This window comes from Candidatus Profftia lariciata (assembly GCF_020541265.1).
Taxonomy (GTDB): domain Bacteria; phylum Pseudomonadota; class Gammaproteobacteria; order Enterobacterales; family Enterobacteriaceae; genus Profftia; species Profftia lariciata.
On record NZ_CP045925.1, the window covers coordinates 231169 to 257652 of the forward strand.

14 protein-coding genes are annotated in these 26484 nt (G+C 23.5%); 2 read left to right on the forward strand and 12 right to left on the reverse strand.

Annotation, left to right across the window (positions count from 1 at the left end):
• Positions 1-982: 982 nt before the first annotated feature.
• From GII40_RS00540 to hldE, 10 genes are all read right to left on the reverse strand, one after another.
• Entirely contained in the window at positions 983-2176 is a 1194-nt protein-coding gene (locus GII40_RS00540) for an aromatic amino acid transporter (protein ID WP_239022574.1), read from the reverse strand.
• 2346 nt (positions 2177-4522) lie between these two features.
• Positions 4523-4675 (reverse strand): hypothetical protein, encoded by a 153-nt coding sequence (locus GII40_RS03160; protein ID WP_420885594.1) that lies wholly within the window; start codon positions 4673-4675, stop codon positions 4523-4525.
• Between the two features lie 742 nt (positions 4676-5417).
• Positions 5418-6569 carry a porin OmpC gene (ompC, locus tag GII40_RS00550; RefSeq protein WP_226813614.1) on the reverse strand — a complete coding sequence of 384 codons (1152 nt, stop codon included), beginning with the start codon at positions 6567-6569 and terminating at the stop codon, positions 5418-5420.
• 319 nt (positions 6570-6888) lie between these two features.
• Complete coding sequence (gene asnS, locus GII40_RS00555) at positions 6889-8289, reverse strand: asparagine--tRNA ligase (RefSeq protein WP_226813462.1); 1401 nt, start codon at positions 8287-8289, stop codon at positions 6889-6891.
• Positions 8290-9633: 1344 nt separating this feature from the next.
• Complete coding sequence (lptB, locus tag GII40_RS00560; RefSeq protein WP_226813463.1) at positions 9634-10362, reverse strand: LPS export ABC transporter ATP-binding protein; 729 nt, start codon at positions 10360-10362, stop codon at positions 9634-9636.
• Positions 10363-10445: 83 nt separating this feature from the next.
• Positions 10446-10997, reverse strand: a complete 552-nt coding sequence (lptA, locus tag GII40_RS00565) for a lipopolysaccharide ABC transporter substrate-binding protein LptA (RefSeq protein ID WP_226813464.1) — start codon at positions 10995-10997, stop codon at positions 10446-10448.
• On the reverse strand, positions 10966-11544 hold the full coding sequence (gene lptC / locus GII40_RS00570) for an LPS export ABC transporter periplasmic protein LptC (RefSeq protein ID WP_226813465.1): 579 nt from the start codon (positions 11542-11544) through the stop codon (positions 10966-10968). The genes lptA and lptC overlap by 32 nt, the downstream gene beginning before the upstream one ends.
• Positions 11545-12042: 498 nt before the next feature.
• Positions 12043-13029: an arabinose-5-phosphate isomerase KdsD gene (kdsD, locus tag GII40_RS00575; RefSeq protein WP_226813466.1), complete on the reverse strand. Its 987-nt coding sequence runs from the start codon at positions 13027-13029 to the stop codon at positions 12043-12045.
• 752 nt (positions 13030-13781) lie between these two features.
• Positions 13782-14360, reverse strand: coding sequence for a D-sedoheptulose 7-phosphate isomerase (gene lpcA, locus GII40_RS00580; protein ID WP_226813467.1), 579 nt, complete (start codon positions 14358-14360; stop codon positions 13782-13784).
• Between the two features lie 1224 nt (positions 14361-15584).
• Positions 15585-17012 carry a bifunctional D-glycero-beta-D-manno-heptose-7-phosphate kinase/D-glycero-beta-D-manno-heptose 1-phosphate adenylyltransferase HldE gene (hldE, locus tag GII40_RS00585; protein ID WP_226813468.1) on the reverse strand — a complete coding sequence of 476 codons (1428 nt, stop codon included), beginning with the start codon at positions 17010-17012 and terminating at the stop codon, positions 15585-15587.
• A 105-nt stretch (positions 17013-17117) separates the two neighbouring features.
• Between hldE and GII40_RS00590 the strand changes: the two genes are divergently transcribed.
• Positions 17118-18047 carry a Kdo(2)-lipid IV(A) acyltransferase gene (locus GII40_RS00590; protein ID WP_226813469.1) on the forward strand — a complete coding sequence of 310 codons (930 nt, stop codon included), beginning with the start codon at positions 17118-17120 and terminating at the stop codon, positions 18045-18047.
• A 2523-nt stretch (positions 18048-20570) separates the two neighbouring features.
• Here the strand turns inward: GII40_RS00590 and surA are convergent.
• Positions 20571-21869, reverse strand: coding sequence for a peptidylprolyl isomerase SurA (gene surA, locus GII40_RS00595; protein ID WP_226813470.1), 1299 nt, complete (start codon positions 21867-21869; stop codon positions 20571-20573).
• A 103-nt stretch (positions 21870-21972) separates the two neighbouring features.
• The gene (gene lptD / locus GII40_RS00600; RefSeq protein ID WP_226813471.1) at positions 21973-24324 is read right to left on the reverse strand and encodes an LPS assembly protein LptD; all 2352 of its coding nucleotides are present in this window, start codon (positions 24322-24324) and stop codon (positions 21973-21975) included.
• A 1107-nt stretch (positions 24325-25431) separates the two neighbouring features.
• Between lptD and djlA the strand changes: the two genes are divergently transcribed.
• Positions 25432-26244, forward strand: coding sequence for a co-chaperone DjlA (djlA, locus tag GII40_RS00605; RefSeq protein ID WP_226813472.1), 813 nt, complete (start codon positions 25432-25434; stop codon positions 26242-26244).
• Positions 26245-26484: the final 240 nt, after the last annotated feature.

Here is a 26484-nt window from a genome sequence, read left to right on the forward strand (position 1 = left end):
ATTTTTAAAAATTATTCTATTTTATAAAAAATTGTAATGTTATTAAATTGATACATAATCTTAAGCATCATATATAATAAGATAAAAATTTAATATACTTTATAAGTATATCTCTTAAGTAATAATATTTAATAAAAATTATTTTATATACTTATTAATTTTATTAAAATTACTTGTTAACTAATAAAATTTTAAAAATATTATATATTTTATTATTTTTTATAGAAGAAAATTATTATATAATATACATATTTTAAATATATACTATATCAAGCACATAGTAATTAATTTTCATGTTGTTATAATCTTATTTTATAAAGTATATTTATAATATTTCATAATTACAATTACTTACTATATTTTTTATATAAAGATAAATCCTCACCATTAGTAATATAATAGTAATTATTTAAGTTATAATATTATATTATTAATATTTACAATATTTTTTGATGACAGATAGAATAGTTATTTATATTTTAGATATTAAATATAATATATTGGTTTTATATTATTTTTTATTATTAATATATAACATAAAATCATAAAAGTAGTATATAACTTATATTATATTTATGTAAATATAATAAAAGATAAATAAATTATATATTTACCTAAAATGAAACAAACAATTAAATATTAATTACTTATATCATATAAATACTATATCGTTTAAAAGATAATTATTATTTAATATATTAAATAATAACTTTAATAAATTATATAATTAATGTTTGTATTACCTATAATGTAATATTAAAATAAATAATAATTAATATATTTTTTATAATTTTAAATTTATAATTTATTACTTTAATATAATTATAATTGTTTATGATTGTAAAGATATTATTCAGTATTAACTAATAATTAGCTAATAAGTGATTATTATTATATAAGATATATAAAAATGTATATATTATTATTTATATATTTTAAATATAAAAAATTATACTTAGATGAATTACTATAGTTTTATAAGTTATTTATAAATTGGTAATACATTAAATAATGATAAAATATAAGTAATAATATTAATTAAACCGAAAAAAATAATAAATAAAATCATTATAGATCCACCTGGCACTTTATAAATAGTCGTAGAAAACCGTTTACGACTAGCACGTACCATCATTGCTGGCACAATAACAGTCCATATAGTGGCAGCTAACCCTGCAAATCCAATAGCATATAAAAAACTATTTGGAAATATTATAGCACCTAATGTCGGCGGTAAAAAGGTAATTAAGATTGCTTTTTTACGCCCATTGTCTGTATTATTTAATTTAAAATAGTCAGAAATAAAATCAAATAATCCCAATGAAACACCAAGAAAAGAGCTTGTTAAAGCCATGTAAGAAAAAGCTTTTAATAGTTTAGTTATAATAATGTTATGAGAAACTTTATTGACTTGCTTTAATAAACTACCAATATTTCCACCCTCAGCTATAATTTGTTGAAATGTTGTACGACTAATATTTCCTTGTATTACATATTGCCAAAAGATATAAATTATTAATGCAATCAAAGTACCAATAAGCAAACTAAGTGCCACTAATTGAGCATTTTTATTATAGTATCTTACTAGACCAGGAATATTACTATGATAACCAAATGATGTTAACAAATATGGTAGTGCAACTAATGTATACGGTAAATATTGTGCTTGAGTATCATTTGTATTAAATAGTATTAATGTATTTACGTTAATAAACATATCAACAGTAGATAATAAAAATGTAATAATCATACCACTAATAAGAATAGTGTTTAAAAGATCAACTATGTGTGTTAATCTCCAAATAATATAAGCAACTATTACAGCACAAGTTAAGCTTACAGTAGCTTGTTTAATATTTAAATAAGATTCTAAAGTATGAGTTATCATTGACTGACCTGCAGAAATAATATAAGCATAAGTCAGTATATAAAGTACGAATGTAATAGAAATATTATTTAATAAATTCCATTTCTTGCCCAGTAAATCATCTACCATAGTATGAAAACTAGCTCCTATTGGATAATTAATATTTACCTCTAAAATCATTAAACCAGATATATACATGCAGACCCAAGTATAAAGTAATAATACAATAGAACCAGTAAACCAAACACCTGCAGTTACTACAGGAATAGAAAACATTCCTGCTCCTAGAGTAGTTCCAGAAATAATCATTGCGCCACCAAATACTGAAGGACGTCTTATTGTTTTAGTCAATTACTTTTTCCTCATGTTATTATATATTATATATTAAGTTATTATAATTAATAATGAAGAGTATAAATTATTTATATATAATATTTTTATTAGTTATCTTCTTAAGAAAATTCTATTAAATTATTTTGACTAATATTATATATTTAAAAAATAATAAAGTAATGTTTAAAAAATTAATATTAATTTTGCAAAGTATATTTATTAAATAATTCTATTATAGATAAATAATACAAATGTATTATGGATAGCATGATATAATATTGTATATTATTAAAGTCTATTAATTATTTATAGTTATATACTATATAGTATTTAATATGGTAGTACATATAAATATTTTATTTAGGTAATAACAAGAAAAATATAGGTATTATAATATTCTTAATTATTAGTATGTTTGTAATTATAATAATCATATATATAATATATATTTTATTAAATGATTAATATGCTAAATATTATATATTATTAATTATTAGTATTAAAATAATAAATAATTATATTTATGTATTTTATTCTATTTAAGAAGAGTAATTTTTTAAACATTTTTTCTCTAGTTAATTATAAATTTTAAAGTAATTTATAGTAAAATTCTAATATTAATGTTTTTATACAAATAAAAAAATAAATATTTTTTAAATGTTATTATTAAAATAATAAATCTTTAAACTATTAAATTAATATAATTATATAATAACAAGAGAAATATATTATATCGAATAGCACAAAAGCATATGCAATATATATTTTACTTAACTGTAATTATTCTAGTATTGTATAATAAAAATATTATATGTAGTATCTATTTTTTAAATAATAATAATTAATATTTATATAACTAAATTAGTTATTTTTTAAAAAATATTTATGTTATCTGTTGTACAATATTGATTATTTATATATAACAAATATATAAATAATTATATTTAGTAGACTTTTTCTAAAAAATAATATATATACCATATATTTACTAAATATATTTGATAACAATTATATATTTATATATAGTTCTTAACTATCTTTCATATATTTTGTTTTAAATACGTAATAAATTTCTATAAAAATTTAAATTTATACTTTTAACTATTGTTTTTGATATATATCATAATATAATTGATTATTATAAAATAAAAATATAATTTAGATATTTCAGTTAAAATATTTTATACATATTCTAAATATGTACAAATATTGATATTGATCATAAATCTATAAAATAGATAGATCATATTAATCACTAAAGATATAATATTATATATTAAGAATTACTAATTATGAAATATCAATTATAATTACAGAAAATGTTATTTACTATAATTAATAAATCACTTTTAATATTATAAGACTATACCAATATATACTTGTTAATACAACTATAATAATTTATTTAAATTATATTATTTAAATAAATTATATTTAATGTATTAAGCCTATATTACGTAAAAGTTTTGATACACATACAATGATATGCTATATATTAATTATATAGTAGAATAATTTTATTGTATATTATTGCATAAATGTATTTATTATTAATAATAGTTGCAGAATATCAGAGATATGACAGATTTATATATTATAGGTTATACGATTATAAGTTATTATATATTTTTATAATCTAGTAAGTATTTCGACTTAACATGAATACATTAATATTTTGTTACTATTTTAGTAAAAATTTATGTTGCTAATATATTATATAATACTCTATATCTTGATTAATTAATCAATTATTTTTTCAAAATATAATCCATGTAAAAGATCTGCATAATAAATCTATATTATTTATAGTAATTCTTGCAAAATTTACTGTATAAATGCTAAATTCATCCCTTAGATAAATAATTTATTTTTTTTGTTAAAGTGCTTAATAAAAACAATCTTTATGATTAATTATAAAACTAAAATCTTTTTACCCTTAATTTCATAAAGTATACACCAATAGTTGACGCATAGAATTTAACTCTTGTTGTATAATACGTAATTCTTTATCACTAAGAATCGTAGTTACTACAGTTCAACTATGTACTAAAGAATTAAAATAATTTATATGAATAGCTTATTATATATTACTAAATGCAGTATTTGCAATATTACTATTTATTTCTACTAATGTAGAAGATCCTACACGTTTATTATATAAACTAAAATTTTTAAAATAAAAGTTTGCAATAAGTATTATTTTTTACTGCAAATATTTATATGTTGTTATATCTTCTTTTAAATTATTAGCTTAAATCTCTGATAGGTAAAATCAAATAACTGTAATAATCCTTTAGATACTGACATATCTGCTATCATTTCTCATACTTTTAAAGTAAGCTTAATACAAGTAAGATTATGACAACAACTATGAAATAAAACTACATCATCATGTTTAACTTGTTTTAAAATTCGCTGTAAATCTATAAAGATAATTAGATTATTTGTAGTATTATAGTAATTATATTTACACATCTTAAATCCTACAGAGTTAAATATATTTTTTATGATTTGACAAAGCTAGAATTGCTAAGCTAAATAGGATGAACTGGAATTTGATTAACAATAAAATCAGCAGATACTCTAAGGGCACTAGTACTACCTAAAATTTAGGCAGTATGCACGTATTTATCCTGAATAATAGAACTATTTTTATCAAAAAATAATTCTAGTGTATAGATAATAAAATAAGTATATCATTACTTATTAAATACTTTTTGTTATTTTTTCTGAAATATACTGCTTATCTTTTTAAGATTAGCTAATACTGGTATTTTACCAGTTTAATCTTTATATGCACTAATACCTAAGTGTATCTTATTAAAATAAGCATCTTCTATAAGATAAATTAGCCAGATCTAAAATTATATCTTCTAGTGTGGATTTAATCCTTTCAAATATATTAGTACTTCCCATACTATCTATCGATATAGATATCTATATAAATATTTTATTATTACTAGTTATAGACTCTTTTCTTTATATGCTATCGTAATAAAAAAGAAGTAATTTATTAATTATTAAGTCATAAATAAAAATAAATATTAATAATTATTAAAGATATAGTCAAGAAAAATATAAAATCTTATTTTTTTATATAATAATATATCATACTAGTAATTGATATTTAAAGTAGTATCATGTTACATAACAGAAGGCAGAACCGAAGTTCTGCCTTATTTTTCTGTTAAGACTTTTTACTCAATGTCGTGATATATTAAAATCTATATACTAGACCTACTGCTACAACATCGTCAATATTGATGTTGTTATTTTGTGTAAAGTTATTTTTATGTAGTAAATTAATCTTATAATCTACATAAGTAGATATATTTTTCTTAAAGTCGTAAGTTGCGCCTACATCAACGTATTTAACTAAATCATTGTAATTTTGAGTATGACTATTTTTTTGTTCCTTACCTTTAGATTGCACGTAAGATAAAGATGGACGTAAACCAAAATCTAATTGATATTGTGCAACAATTTCTAAGTTTTGTGTTTTCTCTGAAATATTATCATGATACGGAGTCATATTATGAGTTTCTGCATATGTAGTTGCTAAATATACGTTATTGGCATTGTATTTCATACCAGCAGTCCATGCATCAGCTTTATGACCACCAGCTATATTACTATTAGATACTGTACCACGATTAATTTGCTCTGCAGTACGATCAGAGGATGCATAAGCTGCACCAGCACTTATACCTTCACCAAAGTTATAAGTGGTTGCAAGACCCCAACCACTACCGTTTTGGTTTTGTATGGTACGCGAGTTTTTCGCATTACTATTATTTTCCCATTTGTTTGCATTTTTATTAAAGGTATTATGGCCATCATTTTTTACTTGGTACTGTACTGCAAAATTCCAACCATCAACCAAGTTAAAAAAGTTTTTGTTACGATAAGTGGCTACTCCATCAGCAGTTCCAGTCATATAATTATCAGTTATAGTATAAGTATTACCACTAAATTCTGGTAGTACATCAGTCCATGATTCTATATCACGTAGTATTCCATGATTACGACCATAATCTAGAGAGCCAACATCACCAAATTTTAAACCAGCAAAACTTAGACAAGTAGCTTTTTTAGAAGAACTATCACTTTGAGTGTTGCTAACATTTAACTGATATTCCCATTGACCGTAACCAGATAATTGTTCAGAAATCTGTGTTTCACCTTTAACACCAAAACGTGCATAAGACTGATCACCATCAATAAGTTTCGAATCAGAAAAATAATGCAGACCATCTACTTTTCCATAAAGATCAAGTTTTTTGCCGTCTTTATTATAAATTTCAGCAGCATTTGCTGCACCAGCTGCTAATAAAGCTGGAACTACTACTGCAAGAATATCGCGTTTCATTTGTTTATCCTCTAAAGGAGTTATTTTTGACATCTGATACTATCTACATTAATTTTGTGCGGAATTGTTATATCACTCACATAACCAAAAGGAAAATAATATGATGCCTTCCTGTATCTGTATTACAATATTCCATTCACTAGACTGATGATCTACATTGAAAATCATACAAAAGTATAATTCAAATAACTAAATAAAAGCATATATTTCATATTGTAAATTTTATACTGTATTGCAAATCTTTAGTGTATCAAAGATCAGTCTTTGTATTATTTGTCTTTTGCAATTCACAATGCGACATTGTATTTCATGAATTAACTTACATGCTTAATTTTCGTGGAGTTCGTGGGAATGGAATTACATCACGAACATTTTGTATACCAGTAACATAAGCTATTAAACGTTCAAAACCAAGACCAAAGCCAGCATGCGGAACAGTGCCATAACGACGCAAGTCACAATACCACGAATAATTTTGTTTATTTAGACCCATTTCTTCTAAACGCTTATCCAAAATATTTAATCGTTCTTCACGTTGAGAACCACCAATTATTTCACCAATTCCTGGAGCTAATATATCTATTGCTGCTACAGTTTTACCATCTTGATTCATTCGCATATAAAAAGGTTTGATCTCTTTTGGATAGTTTATTACCACTACTGGTGTTTTAAAATGCTTTTCAGTTAAATATCTTTCGTGTTCAGAAGAAAGATCTACACCCCAGAAAACAGGATTTTTAAAGTTCATACCACAGTTAAGTAAAATATTAATTGCTTCAGTATAATCTATTTCAGTAAAATTAGAGATTAAAATTTTTTTTAGTCGATTGATAGCATCCTTATTGATATGTTGTGCAAAAAAATTCATATCATCAGCACGTTCAGTAAGTACTGTTTGAAAAACATATTTTAACATGTCTTCAGCAATATTTGCGATATCGCTAATATTCGCGAATGCAACTTCAGGTTCAATCATCCAAAATTCAGATAAATGACGACTAGTATTGGAATTTTCAGCACGAAAAGTAGGGCCAAAGGTATACACTTTAGATAACGCACAAGCGTATGCTTCATTGTTTAGTTGACCTGAGACAGTTAAAAATGCTTCACGACCAAAAAAATCTTTACTAAAATCTACTCTTCCTTCATTAGTATATGATAGATCTTCCATGTTTAGTGTAGACACTCGAAACATTTCACCTGCACCTTCAGCATCATAAGCTGTAATAAGTGGAGTAGTAATCCATAAATAGCCATTTTGATGAAAATAGCAATGAATTGCCTGCGCTAGTGTATGACGAATACGCATTATAGCACCAATTATATTGGTACGTGGACGTAAATGCGCTACTTCTCGAAGAGATTCTATGTTATGATGTTTTGCTGCTATTGGATAAGTTGCAGGATCTTTGACCCAGCCTATAATTTTTACTTTTGTTGTTTGTAGTTCAAATTTTTGTTTTTTACCTGGAGATAACATAATTTTTCCAGTAACTTCAAGAGAACAACCAGCAGTCAAGTGTAAGATATCATTCTTATAATTTAATAAAGAATTATCCACTACCATTTGTAATGAATTAAAACAAGAGCCGTCATAAACTGAGAGAAAGGATATACCAATTTTAGAATCTCTCCGAGTGCGTAACCACCCTCGTACAATAACTTCAGTATTAATTGCTATAAGACCTTGCAATATTTCTACTACAGTTACTATAGTCATAATATTTTCTCTTTAATATTCAACTAAAATAATAAATATATTATACACTATCTAAAAATACAGGAATATCATTATATTATTTATTAAATTAATACATACAAAATAAAATGTAATAAATTATAATATTTTTATTAATTGTTTAAATTTTTATAAAAAATATATAATTTAGTTAGTTATTTTATTAAAATTTTATCATTCCTATTATAAATATATACTTTAATATAATGAAATAAAGTAACATCAAAAATATTTAATATTTTCTTTTATAGAAATAATTAAATATAAATATATAATTTATTTCGTAATATACTAAGCAATATAAAAATATTTTTAATATTATATTTAATAATGTTAATTATTAGCTAAGATTAGTCCTCTATTTTAGTATAAATATACTAACTTTATTTTGATTATTGTAAGTTAGTATTTTGTATGAAATTAAGTTTTTTTATTGTTGCGTCTTAAGCAATTTATACTTATGTAATTATAAATATAGTGTATTCCATAAAATATTCATCTATTAAAAATATAAAGCATAATAAGTAAATTATAGAGGTCATATTTTATTAATACTAAAATACATTATGCACTTTTTTGAAAGTATTTATTGTATAAATTTATTTATTATTATTAAATAATATATTTATAATATTATTAGCTAATCTTTTAATATTAAGAGACAGTATATCTAAATATACAATATTTTATTAAATTGCATTATAATATAATTATATTTAATTTTTTAATTATTGTAAATCATTAAACTATAAAAATTTATTAATTAATAAAAAATATATAATAAGTAATATTTAAATAGCAAGTATTTAAATATAAGCAACATTAGTATATTATGCAATATATTTATACAAAAATTATTTAAAAATATTTTAAATATAATCAAATATTATGTATTTATTAATTATTATCTCTAATCTTTTGGTATATCATGAGTAAAAATATTAATTATTATATATAATGTACATGGTATATCATATTTTTAACAAAAAGTATAATTTTAATTTATTATTATTCAATAATATAAAATATTTTTTATTTATAAGACAATCACATACATCTTTTATCAATTTAAGAATTATCAATAATGTAATATGTATCATTATATTGATGTATCTATATTAGGTTAACTTAAATATTTATATATTCAATACTATTGTAAGCAGTTAATTGTTTGGAGTAGTTTACTAAATTTTACTGACATTGTTTAATATTCAGTATTTATAAAATAAATGATTTTAATAAAGTTTATATTATAAATATAATTTATTTTTTATATTATCTATAATGATTATAATAAAAAAAATTAGATTATTATAACAAACATAATTACAAGCGAAATTCTTCACCAAGATATACCTTTTTAACTTGATCATGATCTAATATTTCAGATGGAGTACCATGAGCGATTAAATTTCCTTGGCTAACAATGTACGCACACTTACAAATATCTAACGTATCTCGTACATTATGATCTGTAATCAAGATACCTAAACCACGATTGCGTAAATGTTCAATAATTTTTTTAATATCGATTACTGAAATAGGATCAACACCTGCAAATGGCTCATCCATTAAGATAAACTTAGGGTTTGCGGCTAGAGCACGGGCAATCTCAACACGGCGACGTTCACCACCAGATAATGCATAACCAAGATTATTGCGCAAATGGGAAATATGGAATTCTTCCATTAGTTCTTCAGCATGATGATTACGTTGCTTTTTATGAATGAGGTCATGACGAATCTCTAATACAGCCATAAGATTATTATATACACTTAAGCGACGAAAAATAGAAGATTCTTGTGGTAAGTATCCTATCCCACGATGTGCACGAGCATATAGTGGCAGTAAACTAATATCTTCATTATCAATTTTTATATATCCATAGTCACGTGATATAATACCAACAACCATATAAAAAGTAGTAGTTTTACCCGCTCCATTTGGCCCCAATAAACCAACAATCTCACCAGAATGAACTATTAGGCTAACATTTTTGACTACGTGCCGACCTTTATAAGTTTTAGCTAAATTCTTAGCAATTAACGTTGCCATAACTTATTATTTACTCTTTGTTTGTCAAGAAGGCATATGCAAAGTTTTATTTTATGTTATTACTTTAGTAAGTTTGCATTACTTTATCGTTGCATAGGAGTATCTATATTTGTCTTTTTATCTTTCCATTTATCTGGAAATAAAACTGTTGTTACATGTTTACCTTTATCGCTAAAAGCTTCCATATATTGCTGTTTAAACATATAAGTAATTGTATCTCCTTTAATGCTACTATCAGTTTGTTTTAAAAGGGCATGACCTTTAATAGTAATAAAATCTTTTTCTAGTTCATAACGTAATGTATTGCCATAACAATTAATTGGTTTACCATTATCTTGCATTTGATAGAAAATAACTGGATTACCATAACCTTCAATTATTTCTCTATTTTTTTTACCATAAGGACGTATCACTATAATTTTATCTGCATGAATCTCAATCGTTCCTTGTCTTACTAGAACGTTACCAGTAAATATTACGGAATTACTTTGTATATTTAAAAATTGTTGAGCCGAATCAATATGGATAGGTTGTTCTGTATCTTTAAGTAGAGCTAAAACTAAAATATTTTTACTAAAAAATAAACTAACCAATATCATTAGTCTAAGCATTTTTTGATTTATTTTGAATGTCATAATAGGTTTGAACCTTATTCATTAACTGTGCAGTTTTATTCTGCATATTGCCGTACATTTTTAGACCATAAGAAGTAAAGTGTAATCCATAAAGATTTACTTTATTATTAGAACTAAATTCTTGAGTTAATAAGTTTACCTGTGCATTATCGGTAGTAATTTTTTTTAATTGAGAGATCATTATTAAACTATTTATTTCTACACTTCCGTAAAGATAAAGCATATTATTATTAATTATTTTTGCCTTATTTGCTCGTACAGACCAAGTAGGCTTTATATTTTGATCATATGTAATGAGCATTGGAGATATAAAACAACTTGTTTTAGTGTTTTTATAATACTTAACATTTTCTGCTATTAGTTTATAACTTAATTTACCTTTAGAATCGTAAACCATAGTTATAGTATGTTGACTACAATATGTTGGTTCTGTCTTTTTTACTGTAATTTGAGTGATATTACAATTTTTATTTGTTACGTTCCAAACAATTAATATTAATGCTATTACTATTAACAATAGGATAATCAATATTTTTATTTTACTCATATTAATATACCTTTGTATAAATATAGTATTTTTATCAATGTATAATAAAAGTATAATTTTAATAAACAAAAGGATACTAATATACATGTATAATTTTTATTATACTATAATTGATAAAGGTGCGTATATATTGCAATACAATATCTTAATATACTGTACTATAACTTACTATAATATAAAATATTATTTGTGTACCTAATATAATATTTTATAGTTTAATATTAGTTAGTAAATGATTTATAATAAATACATTAGAGATATATGATATGTCTTTTTATTGTTAGTTTTTACTATACTTTGATTATTAATTATAATATATAATTACATAATTTTTTATAAAATACATAATAGTTATTTCTTGTACGTTAATTTTTTAATTATGTACTATGTATTCTTATTATTAATGTGATTGGCTATGTGATTTATAGTTTTAAATAAATAAAAATATTTTAATAAAAATTAATAGATTTAATATCTTATCTCTTTAAAAATTAATTATTAGACTACACCGGCACGTAACATGTCATGCATATGAATTACGCCAAGTAATTCATCTCTATCAGCAACTAAAAGTGCGGTGATATGATGAGATTGCATAATACTTAATGCATTGACTGCCAAGTCATACGGACGAACACGAATACCTCCGTATGTCATAACATCGGAAATTTTAGCATTATTCAAATCAATGCCTAAATCAAAAATGCGGCGAAGATCTCCATCAGTAAATATACCTTCTATTTTCATTGAATCATCACAGATTACAGTTAATCCTAGTTTTTTATGAGTTATCTCTAGAAGAGCATCACGTAATGAAGCATTATAGCTAACACGAGGTATCTCGTTATCAGTATGCATAATATCTTTAACATGTAACAATAGTTTTCGACCTAATGCCCCACCAGGATGTGAAAGAGCAAAGTCATCGGCAGTAAAACCACGAGCCTTTAGTAATGCAACTGCTAGAGCATCACCCATTGCTAATATTGCTGTAGTGCTTGCTGTAGGTGCTAATCCTAAAGGACATGCTTCATGCGATACTTTAACACATAAATGAATATCAGTGGCTTTACCCATAGAACTATTTGGTTGATTTGTTATACATATAAGCTGTACTGTTTTACGTTTAAGTACAGGAATAAGTTTTTTAATCTCATCAGATTCTCCAGAATTAGAAATTGCTAATACAATATCATGTGAAGTAATCATGCCTAAATCACCATGACTTGCTTCATTGGGATGAACAAAGAATGAAGGGGTTCCTGTACTAGCAAATGTTGCAGCAATTTTACGACCAATATGACCTGATTTTCCTACTCCCATAACTATTACTTTACCCATGCAATTTAAAATAGCTTCACAAGATTTAGTAAAGTCTTCATTAATATATTGATCTAACTCTGCTAATCCTTCTCGTTCAGTCTGAATAACTTGCTTACCTATAAGCTGAAAGTCAAATTTTGGTTGTAAATCTAAATATGACATGTTTTCTCACTTTATTCGGCGAATTCATAAACTATGTATTTAGTTTAAATATACTTAATTTTATAATTTATTGAATAATATTCATATGAACTAATACATGAATATAGTTAGGTAAATTTATTTTTTTATACAAATAAACCTAAGTTACGGTGTATCTAAAATTATAAATATGTTATTTTGATTGTTGTATTATTTATATTCAAAATAATATATATTAATGTTAATAGTAATTATAATTATTAGTATTTAAGATTAGATTCCATAAAATATATTATACTTCTTATTCAACTTAATAAGAAATAAATTACTAATAATATTATTTATTTTACACTTATAAGAATAGTATTCTTATAAGTTTTATTTTAGTGAAGTATATAATTGATTATTAAAAATAATAATTGTATAAAAATGTATAAAATTTTAATAAAAGATATCTTATTTAATAAAACAGTTATTAAATAAGACATAATGTATTACAATCTGTAAGATTAACTTTTTATATACTATGTAATAATATATTAAATAAAAAAATTATAATAATCATTATATAAAATATATATTAAATATAACTAAATAATTTTATGAGATACAATAACTTAGTTATTACAATTTAATACGTATGAATATAATTATTATTATATACTATATTTATTAAAGATTTTAATACTTATAGTAAATTATTTATTTTGTTATTGTAATATTACATAATACTAAAATTTTTTATATAAAATATTGCTAGGTTAGTAATAACATTATTTTATCATTTCTTTTTCAATTAATTGAATTAATATATGTATCGTTTTCATATGAATTTCTTGAATACGATCTCCATAACCAGTATGTTGTACACATATTTCAATATCTGCAGTTCCTGCTATTTTCCCGCCGTCGTTGCCTGTTAATATAATAACTTTCATATTTTTAACACGCGCCATGTTAATTGCTTTAATTATGTTGCGAGAGTTGCCTGAAGTTGAAATACCTAACAGTATATCTCCTTTACAACCTATAGCTTGAATATAGCGAGAGAATACGTTATCATATCCAAAATCATTGCTAACACATGATAAATAACTTGGATCGGAAATAGCAATAGCTGCATATCCAGAGCGATTTGCACGATAACGACCAGTTAATTCTTCAGCAAAGTGCATGGCGTCGCAATGTGAACCACCGTTACCACATGATAGTACTTTTCCACCTGATTTAAAAGAATCTGCCAGTAAAACAGCAGCGCACTGTATAGCGTAGATATTATTATCATCTCTAATAAAATTTTGTAATTTTATTGCTGCTTCGTTAAGCTCATGAAGAATAAGTTCTCGATACATAGTGCAAATCCTTTTATTATATAAATTTTCTTAAAAATATTGTAAGCATGACAGCTAACTAATCAATTTAATGAAATAATTATTTAATAGATATTATTTATTATTAACTCATGATACTTATATAATGATAGTCATCATTTTTTATGATTATATTAAAATATATTAATTTTAAAGATTTTTATATCTTTAAATATATTTATTTAAAGATTTATCTATTAAATAAGTATGTTTATATTAAAAGAGCAATTATTGCTTAATAATATGATTGTTTGTTATATGATATATAATATAGCTATTTTAGCAATTAGTATATTATTAATAATATCTAATTTTCTTGTTAAGATTAAAATACTTTTTGTATCAAAAGAAAATTTACTAAAATAAAATATAATTTTTAAAAAAAATTAGAAGATCATATCATAATAATGTGTGATATAAATTGCACAAAAAATACTTAGTAAATATTTAACATAATTTTCTTATTATATGATAAGCATGCAAAATATACACATAAATAAAAGAAATTTATTGTTGTTTGATTAATATTATTTAGATAAAATTTTTATATATAAAATATATAGAAGAGTGATAAACTAATTGATTAATATAAATAATATTTGATTGTTTAACATATTTACTACGCATATAAACACATTATTATTGCCTAAGATAATTTAATATTATACTAATTTAAGTAAAACATTGTTATATATAAATAATAATAAAAATATAAAAAATATAATTATAATACATTAACAATTAGTTAATAATTTTAGCATTCTTTCTTGTCTATAATATTATATAATTACTATAAAGTATATGCAGATTAATATAATAGCATTAATTATGAAGATAGCATAAATAATGTTATTAGACGTGTGATACAGCAGAATATAATTATATATGAAAAATAAAATATTTTTATTTAATGAATCAAATGTAAGATTAAACAATAGTTATCTACTTAATTTGTGCTATTAATTAAGAAAATTAATAACTTAGTATAATCTTATTCATGTATATGAATATATTAGTATATCTATAATTATATTATAATACCAGTATAATCAAAATGACTACATTAAGTAATTATTAACTATTAATAAGTATTTTTGGTACAACTGTAATACATCTTCTTCTTAAGAAGATCAGTAATAATTATATCTTATATACTATATAAATTAAGTACTCTCTAATATTTAACTAAATAATATAAAATATTTTTTAATAAATTTGACGAATTGTTTGAATAATATTTGTAGTAGAATAACCATTTTTAAAATTTAGTATACGCACTTCACCACCAGCTGCGATAACTTCTTTACTACCAACAATATCTTCTAATTTATAGTCACCTCCTTTAACTAATAAATCAGGTAAAATTTCAGCAATAATAGATTGTGGCGTATCTTCTTCAAAAGATATAACACAGTCTACAGATTTCAATGCAGCTAGCATATTCATACGTTGTGCTAAAGTATTTACTGGTCGTCCTTTTCCTTTAAGACGTCTAGTTGAATTATCACTATTTACTGCTACTATTAGGCAATCACCTAGTTTACGTGCGTTAGATAGATAAGATATATGACCAACATGTAAAATATCAAACACACCATTAGTCATTACTATTCTTGCACCAATATTACGTGCATTAGAAACAAATATTTTTAATTCATTTTTGTTCATTATACCACATGGATTTTCGCTGTGTTTATCAATAATATTACTTAGCTCTTTTTTAGATACTGTAGAAGTACCTAGTTTACCTATAACTATACTGGCTCCGGAATTAGCTAATAAACAAGCTTCTTCTAAAGAAATACCAGCAGCAATGCAAGTTGCTAGTATGGCTATCACAGTATCTCCAGCACCAGTAACATCATATATTTCTCGTGCTTGAGTTGGCATATGTAATGGAGGTTTCTGATGCTGTAATAAAGTCATTCCATGTTCAGAACGAGTTATTAATAATGCCATTATTTCAAATGTATGCATAAGCTCTAAACCACGTGAAACCAATTCTTGATCATTATTACATTGACCAACAATAGCTTCAAATTCAGATAGATTAGGTGTTAGTAGAGTAGCACCACGATAATGTTCACAATTTATATTTTTTGGATCAATTAATACTGGAACATTTTCTTTACGTGCTAATTGAATAATATTTTTAATGGAATGTAATGCACCTTTAGCGTAATCCGATAAAATTAAAGCTCCTAATCCTGGCAGGATACGCTGAATTTTTTCTAAGATTGGTGTATGATTAATATCGTTAAAATTTTTTTCAAAATCGATACGTATTAATTGTTGGTTACGTGATAAAATACGTAGTTTCTTAATTGTTGGATGTGTTGATACGGAAAGAAAGTCGTATTTAACATTCATTGAACTTAATTTGGATTTTAGTTTTTGAGCTGTATTATCTATTCCTACTACACCTATTAAATGAACATTGGCACCAAGGGATGCAATATTCATGGCAACATTAGCAGCTCCTCCAGGACGATCTTCAATGGTACAGACTGTTACAATAGGTACTGGTGCTTCTGGTGAAATATAATTGGTATGTCCATACCAATATTGATCTAACATTACGTCACCAACAACCAAAACGTTAGCTTGATAGAAATTAGGTAGAGTTGTTTTCATTCTCAGACTCCAAATAGACTAAGATTAGATAATATTATCACAAAAAATATTATTTCTATTACAATAGAATGCTTAATTCATGAATTGAGGTTATGTTTTTCTATTATGATTAATCATTATGTTTATTCAAAGTTTAAAAGTACATTACTACATCCAAGATATTGGTTAACCTGGTTAGGTTTAATTATATTATATGTTCTAGTGCTCTTGCCTTATCCTATATTATTTAAATTAGGAATATGGTCAGGTAGAATTGCAATGCCATTCATGAAATATAGAGTACAAATTGCTTTACGTAATTTAGAGTTATGCTTTCCTGAAATGTCTTTTTCTGAACGTAAAGAAAAAATTACTAGAAATTTTGAATCTGTAGGAATGGGACTCATTGAAACTGGTATGGCTTGGTTTTGGCCTACATGGCGTATACACCGCTGGTGTAATGTTAAAGGATTAGAACATATTATTAAAGCCCAACAAGAAGCACATGGTATCCTATTAATAGGATTGCATTTTTTAACATTAGAATTAGGTGCACGTATTTTTGGTATTCATAACCCAGGTGTTGGCGTTTATCGTCCTCATAATAATAAAGTTATTGACTGGATACAAACATGGGGGCGCTTACGTTCTAATAAATATATGTTGGATCGTAAAAATATTAAGGGTATGATTCGCGCATTAAAAGAGTGTGAAATTGTTTGGTATGCTCCAGATCACGATTATGGACCACGTAGTAGTGTTTTTGTTCCTTTATTTGCTGTAGAACAAGCAGCTACTACTATTGGCACTTATATTTTAGCGCGCATGAGTAAACCAGTAATGATTCCATTTAATACAATCAGAGCAAAAGATGGTAGTGGTTATACTATGATTATTCAGCCCTGTTTAGAACATTTTCCGTTAGAAAATAAAATAGCAGCAGCTGCTGCTATGAATAAAGTAGTTGAACAAGAAATTTTACGGTCTTCGGATCAATATATGTGGATACATCGTCGTTTTAAAACTCGTCCAAAAAACATGCCTTCTCTTTATTAAAATCATGATATTTTATTTAAAGTTATTTTAAAAATAAAACTATATATATTAAATAATTAATAATATTAAAATTTTTATAAAAGTTAACTTATTTGTTAAATAAAAAATGCAATTTTTAATTATTGTTAGAATAATTAATTATTATCATATCTTAATACTTAACACAATTATAACTTTTAAGTAATCAAGATGATTTAATTACTTAGTATTAGTAAAAGAATAGTTCTATTTATTATAGAATTTATAGTAAATGTTTATATAGAAATTTAATATATAAAGCTGCATTTTATGCTATTTTATTAATATATCAACTATTAATTGTTCATACACTAAGCATGTTATATTATAAGTTATTAATATGATATTATTACTATTCAATCAATATAACCAAAATAGTATTATTATAATAATACATTATCCTTAGTATAAGGATATTCCTGACTAAGATTCATTAAAGTAATATAAATTAATAAAAGATTATTATCTTAATCGTAACTTTAGTATTAGATACAAAATCTTATAATTTATATATACAACATACATTATTTATTATAATTACTGTGATTTAACTATTGCAACAGAATGTTATTGTTGTATCAATAATTTATTAAGAGATATATGTTAATGGTATTATTTAATCAATTTCTTTAATAAATTAAATTTATTACAGTAACACAGAGTATAACTATCTTAATAATTGTTTCTATTTAAAAAAACTTTCTTGACTGGATATATAATTTTATATTTTTATTATTAGTAAATAAATTTTAGCAATACATATAATTCTTTAAATATCAGTATTACTAATTTTGATATAATATAGTTATACTTCCTATTATTAGTAAATAATTTTATTACTATAGATATTTTGTGGTAACATTTAACATGGTAGTATTATAGTAATGTAGAAAATTAATAATTTTAAAAAAATTTAATACTGATGTAAATATTTTTCATTTGAATCTTATATGTTTTGGCTCATCTCATCGTTTTTATATTAAATACAATGAATGTTTATGAAAACTTTAAAACATATTTTTTACCATTAAGTAAAACTTAGTAATTATAATGTTTCTAGAAAGCTAAATTTTAAACTTATATAAACGTAAAAAATAAATTATTTTAAGATTATAAACAAATTTTTTAATTATTTGCTAATAATTAACGTTCAACACTAATAGTATGGTGTAATGGAATATCTTAATTAACTTGGTAGTAATGGTCTATTAACTTATTATATTATAATCAATGTTTGCTTGTGTGATTGTAACAGTAAATTTGTTACCACTGATTAAAATAACTACATAATTACGGCAAATAAATTGTATGAAGTTAAAAAGCAATTACTCATTATCGTATATTCAGTATGAATCTGAAGATATATTATTCTTTTTTATAAGAAAATTAATTTACCTATTTATAAATAGGCACCTATTTAATATATACTGTTTTTAAATATAAAGTCCTTAACTAAGAGTAATCAGTTAGTAAAGTAAAATATTAAACTACTTGCTAAATTATTTTATATTCTAGGTACAATCTATTTACTAAATGAACAATTTATGTAGCATTTTAGTAAATATTTTTAATCTTATTTTTAATAAAGAGTAAGCTAATATCTCATTTATTTTTATATCTTTAAAATAATATATATTATTAATATAATGTTTTTACATAAATAACATCCATTTTTATATTAGTTATATAACATCTTAATAATCATAACTAATTATTTTTAATAAAAATATACTAAAATATTTATTCTTATAAATATAAAATAGTTTAGTTAAAAATATTCTTTAATAATAAATAATTTATAAAATAGTTTTTTCTTTATCCTTATTAAAATCTATATGAATATCTATTAAGTAATTTATGAATATTTACGCTGTTATTTCCAGGACATAGCTTGATATATGCAAAATATAGTTAGCAACAATATATAAAAACATTTTATATGTAATAAAATATTTCGTTGTTAATTTATATTATTTTAATTATATTGAGTACTAGATAAAATTTTAAAAAAATTTGCATATTACTAAAGTTATATATGTAGTATATTTTATTATTTAATAAAAATATATTTACATGAGTTATACAAATTTAAAAATTAATATTATTATATTGATATATAACAAATTAGTTAACATTTTTAGTGCATAATTATTTATCTAACTAACAATAAATGTAATATAAATGAGTCACAGTATTATTAATATAAATAAATCTTGATAACGTAGTAGATCTTATATATTATGGATACTTAGCTAATTAAATATTAATGAATAATAAACATCTATCTATACTAGATAGATGTTTATTTAAAGACAATAATAGTCAATTCTAATAATAATTAGAATAATCAAGAAATTTAATAAAATACACTACAATATATTTTGTATTATTTTTATTAATCAAATATTTAATAGATAAATATTCTGATATAATAGAGAATTAATTATGATTATTTTAATACCTACTAGTAATTATTTATTATACAATTTATTATATCTGCTATTGTTAATGACTATTATCAATGATTTTTACATAAGCTTTAGCACGTTCTTCTTGCATCCAACTTGGTATTTCTTCATTAAATTTATGATTAAATAACACACGATATGCAAGATTCTTTGTAGTATTTTCAGTATCATTAATTTGACGAGTATCTAATAGTTGAATTAAATGCCATCCAGATGCAGGAGAATAAATAGGTGCGCTTATTTCTCCTTTCTTAAGATGTATTACAGTATTACAAAAAGATGGATTATATATAGTCGGTACAGCCCATCCTAAATTTCCTCCCTTTAATGCTGAAATATAATCCTGTGATATTGTTCGTGCAGCTTGATCAAAAGTCATTTTTTTATTTTTAATTTGGCTCCTAATTTCTTCCAGTTTGATATAAGCCTGATTATTAGTCATTACTGGTGATGAACGTAATAAAATATGACGAACATTAACTTCGGTAATATATGTATTTTTCTGATTATTATGAATGTCATTAACTTGTAATACATGTAAACCAGAATTTGAGCTAATAGGGCCAATAACATCACCTTTATGAAGGGTATGCAATTCATTGAAAAATAGTGATGGTAAATCTTCAATATTTTTCCATCCTAACTGATATCTTGTCATAACATGAGATATTGCTGAATTATGAATTAGTAATTTATCAAAATTAGCACCTTTTTTTAATTGATTAATTAACCAAATAGCATATTTTTCAGTATTATTTAATTGCTGATTAACTGGTGGAATAGAATTTGGTATAAAAATATGACTAATATTAAAAGCAGTATTAATACCATACTGTTGTATATTTATGAGTTTTACTAAAGATTCTATTTCTTGCGGAAGTATTTTAATACGACTACGAACTTCGTTATTACAGACTGTAGCAATCAACATTTCTTTACGTATTTGATCACGATATGCTGTATAGTTGATTTTATTAGCAGATAAACTATTATACATATTATTCATAGATATATTATTTTGTTGAATAATATTATGAATAGTTTTATCAACATCATAATCAGTAATAGCAATATTATGTTTTTTTGCTATTTGTAACTGAATGTTTTCCATAATTAAATGCTCTATTACTTTATGTTGTAATAATATATCATTATATAATGGAATATTATTTGTATTGGTATGCTGTTTGATTGATTTAATAAACTTTTTGACATCACTTTCGAGTATAATATTATGGTTTACTACGGCTACTATTCTATCAATAAGTTGAGGAGATGCATATGTATTATTCAAACAACATACTATACTAAATATAAGCATGATCCAGATCTTCATATTTTTTATTTACCATATATGTATTAATAAAAGTTAATATAAAATTATGTAATTATTAATGACATTATAATCAAGTAATATATAAAAATAAAATTATATAATATTATAAGTATTTTTCATCAGGTAAAATATTTCTTTGCAGTATATTAGTAGTACTTAAATCGGGGCTATTGCCTAATCCACGTAATGTAAAAGTCAATGAAAGTGTATTATCATATTTACTATTTAATTTAGTATTATTACAGTCCCATAAAGTTATTTTACGTTCATAGTTTACTCCAACATACCAGCAACATGTATTATACTGTAGACCAATTAGAGAATTAATTGTTTGATGAGCACGAGTATCATAACAGTATCCTGCAATTACAGTTAAATTATCAGTAACTGGGATACTTCCTCTAGTACCAATTTGACTAAGTTCTTGACTATATAAAGTATTATAACGATACGTTGGGATCATCTCCTTTATATATTCAGAATTAGCATAACGATAGTTTAACTGTATCATAGTTGTAGTATCTTTACTATATTTAATAAAAATATCGTCTAATGAAATATTATGTAAACGAGTATCATACTGTATATTATTACCAAGACTCCAATGATTATTAATTTTCCAATAGGCATCGCTTGCCCAAATTAAACTACCTATTTGATCTTTTTTATTATTTATAGATATAGATTCATCCCCAGTTAGTGAACGTTTAAAAAAGTATATTTGTCCTAACGATGCGTTAAATATTTCAATTAAATTATTATCATAAATATGAGTTGTTAGTCCAGTAGATATTCGGTTAGCCGAAGCTATACGATCTAAACCACTATATATATGATTACGGAATATACCAGTATAATCCATTTGTAATAATGTAGAATCGTAAATTCCAATTTCTCTTTGATCTCTATAAGGAATATAGAGATATTGAATATGTGGTTCTAATGTTTGAGTATAGTTGTTATTTCTATTTATGTTACGATTTAAGATTAATGTACCATCTACTTTTAATTCAGGCATTATGCGATTAGTAGAGTGACGTAAATGCAGTGTTGCAGGATAAGTGATATAATAGTTTTTAGGTATTATTTGTTGATATTTTGTTACAAGTAATTTAGTAGACGTATTTAAGTTTATCCAACCTTGATACCAATTTATAGATAATGTTGGCTCAAAGTGATAACGATAAGCCTTAGGTTGATTATTATTTTCATTAATAAATTTAACTATTTGACTATATAAATGTAATTGAAAAGGATCAATATCATTATTATAGTAATTTAAATCTATCTGAGGCTCTGCTATATATGCGTTATCATTTCCTGAAATTGCAAATACTTGAAATTTTTTAGTGGATAAACTAGTGTTCCAATTTTGTTTGGCATAGCTTAAGTAAAAATTTTGCGTAGCATAACTATCAGTGCTAGAGCCATGCATAGAATCTATATTATTAAAGTAACTAGGATCACTTACTTTTGTGTAATCAACATTGATATGCCATACTTTATTTATTACACCATTATGATGCCAGTAAAACAACCAACGTTTTTGATTGTTTTTGGTATATATGTATTTTTTATCTTTATTTAGCCAATCAAATTCAATTAAACCTAAACCTGCAGTAGTTAAATAACGCAATTCATTTTGTATTTGTAATCCACGATTTTCTATATAATGTGGTATAATTGTTGCATCTATTGTCGGTGTAATGTTCCAGTACCATGGTAAGCTAAATTCAATACCATTAATATTAGAATATTTTACACTAGGAATAAGGAAACCTGAACGTCGTTTATTACCTATTGGTAATTTAAGGTATGGACTATAAAATATCGGTATAGTGCCAATATTAAATCTAGCATGCCATATTTCCGCTAATTGTTCTTGGTGATCTTGAATAATTTTAGAACCGGCTATACTCCAACTATTATCACCTGGTAAACAAGATGTAAAGGTCCCATGTTCTAAAACAATATAACGATTGTAAGCACGGGTTTTCATGACATCAGTAGTACCGCGACCCTGACGGCCTAAAAAATGATAATTACCCTGCCATACATTAGTATCTTTATTATTCAAATTAGACCAAGCATTGGAGCCTTTTAATTTTATATAATTATCTGAATAAATAACATTACCAGTAGCTATTGCTATACGTAGTGGATGATATTGATCTTTAATAAATTGCTGATTAATTTGCACTTGATCTGCTATTAACATACGATTGCCTTGTTTTATACATACATTACCACTAAAAACCATATTATTAGGATAATGTGTATAACTTTTATCAGCTTGAATTTCTATTGGTAAGTCATCTAAATTATTAAAAAATAATGATTTATTATGTATAGGTACATTACGTAAACATTCTGTAGTAAGAGTAGCGAAAGGACTTCGACTATATAATATAGATAAAATACATGTAACTAATAATGTTAAAATATTTTTTTTCATAATGTATTTGAGAAGCTCCGTTATCAGCAGCATCTTACAGTGAATGGTTATAAACCATATTATGCCTAAGCAGGCCTTATTAAATAAATTCACAATTTAATATATAATTTTATTAAAAAAATAATATTTTCTTATAAATAGTAAAGAAAATTATAATAATTTATAGATTATTGTTTATTATTTATTGTAATAGAAGGATAAATTAGTAATTTTATTAATAGTATGGTTAATTATTATAATAATTAATATATACATAAAAAATATTTTTTAATACTTATTTAAATAAGATAAGTCATCTATATGGAATTGTATTATAAAATAAAAACATTATTAAATAATTGTATATGCATTAAATAATAGCACGGAGTATAAATAATTATACAATATAAATATAATAATAAATTACATATTTAGTAATTAATAATATAGCAGGTATTAAAAATATTTATATACTAAATATAGTATATTGTAATATTTTACTGAATAGATATTATCTATAATATAGATTGTATTAAGAATACAAATAATAATATTATATTATTATTTATATCAATCAATTATTTAAGATAATTATTAAAATATATTAGAATAGATATAAAAATATAATATTTTATAAAGTAAATAGTTATTTAACTATATAAAATATATGTGTTAATTTAGCATAATATAAATTAGTTAAATATCATTATGATGATCTTTATATTAATAAAATATATTTTAAATTATTAAAATTAGAGTGTTTATTTAGATATGTTAATATTATTCTTCAATATTAATATGGGCAAACTTAATAATAAAATCTTTAGTAGTAGTAATCATTACATAATAGTTTATAGCTTACAAGTATAAAAGAAAACATTTATTTAAAATATTTTCTATAATTAAATTTTTAGATATATACAAGAGTATATTGATTCTTTATTTTATATCGTATAGCGGAATATTATTTAATAAATATTTCCCTAGTTTTTATAGTGTGCATGTAAACCCATAATTTATATCTTTATAAGATTTTATGAATTCTTAGTGTCTGTCGTTATATACAAAAATACACAATAAATATGATAAAATAAATTATATATTACGATATTATAAATTGAGGGCAATATGCAGTGTTGGGGTAAAATTATAGGAGCATTAATTGGTTTAATATCAGGAACCGGTTTTTTTGGGATATTAATAGGAATATTTGTTGGTAGTATTTTTGATAAATCTTATTATATTAGACATAGTGATTTTTTATCTACTCAATCTCAACGACAAAATATATTTTTTAGTACTACATTTCAGGTAATGGGACATCTTACTAAGTCTAAAGGAAGAGTTACTGAGGCAGATATTTATGTTGCAAATTCTTTGATGGAATCTATGCAGTTATATGGTCATGCTAGAATATCTGCACAGCAAGCATTTCGGGAAGGTAAGAAAGCTAATTTTATGTTAAGAGAAACAATTCGTGTATTACGTAGTAATTGTTGTAATAGCATTGATTTAATAAGAATGTTTCTAGAAATTCAGTTACAAGCAGCATTTTCTGATGGATTATTACATCCTAATGAGCGCACTATTTTATATGTAATAGCAGAAGAACTTGGTTTTTCACGTGTTCAGTTTGATCAGTTTATCAGTATGATGGAAGGAGTACGTCAATTTGACGAGCGCCAAGAACAACATAAATCTTTTGAAAATCAGTATAATAGAAGTCCTACTTTAGCAGATGCTTATAAAGTTTTAGGATTACAGTCACATGATACTTTTATTACAGTAAAACGCGCATATCGTAAATTAATGAATCAGCATCATCCAGATAAACTTGTAGCAAAAGGTTTACCAAAAGAAATGATAGAGATGGCTAAACAAAAAGTACAAGAAATCCAATCTGCTTATGATTTCATTAAGAAAGAAAGAAAATTTAAATAATATTTTTATTATGAGAATACTTGGAATTATATTTGTATATTTTAATATAAAAAAATATTTTGATGATGATATATTATTAAATATTTAAGATATTAAAAAATGTATAAGATAATGTTATATATATTATTATAACTTTAATTATAAAAAATATTTTAAGATATTATGTATACACTTGCTATTAAATCATCCGAGTAATTCAATAAAATATTATTGTATATTACACTATATTAACTAATTAAC

What these genes read in the sequence shown, in the direction of transcription:
- lptA (WP_226813464.1), bottom strand. Translation starts at nt 10,997, where the DNA reads ATGACATTCAAAATAAATCAAAAAATGCTTAGACTAATGATATTGGTT.
- surA (WP_226813470.1), bottom strand. Translation starts at nt 21,869, where the DNA reads ATGAAGATCTGGATCATGCTTATATTTAGTATAGTATGTTGTTTGAAT.
- GII40_RS00540 (WP_239022574.1), bottom strand. Translation starts at nt 2,176, where the DNA reads ATGATTATTTCTGGAACTACTCTAGGAGCAGGAATGTTTTCTATTCCT.
- djlA (WP_226813472.1), top strand. Translation starts at nt 25,432, where the DNA reads ATGCAGTGTTGGGGTAAAATTATAGGAGCATTAATTGGTTTAATATCA.
- lptD (WP_226813471.1), bottom strand. Translation starts at nt 24,324, where the DNA reads ATGAAAAAAAATATTTTAACATTATTAGTTACATGTATTTTATCTATA.
- lpcA (WP_226813467.1), bottom strand. Translation starts at nt 14,360, where the DNA reads ATGTATCGAGAACTTATTCTTCATGAGCTTAACGAAGCAGCAATAAAA.
- hldE (WP_226813468.1), bottom strand. Translation starts at nt 17,012, where the DNA reads ATGAAAACAACTCTACCTAATTTCTATCAAGCTAACGTTTTGGTTGTT.
- lptC (WP_226813465.1), bottom strand. Translation starts at nt 11,544, where the DNA reads ATGAGTAAAATAAAAATATTGATTATCCTATTGTTAATAGTAATAGCA.
- asnS (WP_226813462.1), bottom strand. Translation starts at nt 8,289, where the DNA reads ATGACTATAGTAACTGTAGTAGAAATATTGCAAGGTCTTATAGCAATT.
- lptB (WP_226813463.1), bottom strand. Translation starts at nt 10,362, where the DNA reads ATGGCAACGTTAATTGCTAAGAATTTAGCTAAAACTTATAAAGGTCGG.
- ompC (WP_226813614.1), bottom strand. Translation starts at nt 6,569, where the DNA reads ATGAAACGCGATATTCTTGCAGTAGTAGTTCCAGCTTTATTAGCAGCT.
- kdsD (WP_226813466.1), bottom strand. Translation starts at nt 13,029, where the DNA reads ATGTCATATTTAGATTTACAACCAAAATTTGACTTTCAGCTTATAGGT.
- GII40_RS00590 (WP_226813469.1), top strand. Translation starts at nt 17,118, where the DNA reads ATGATTAATCATTATGTTTATTCAAAGTTTAAAAGTACATTACTACAT.
- GII40_RS03160 (WP_420885594.1), bottom strand. Translation starts at nt 4,675, where the DNA reads ATGTGTAAATATAATTACTATAATACTACAAATAATCTAATTATCTTT.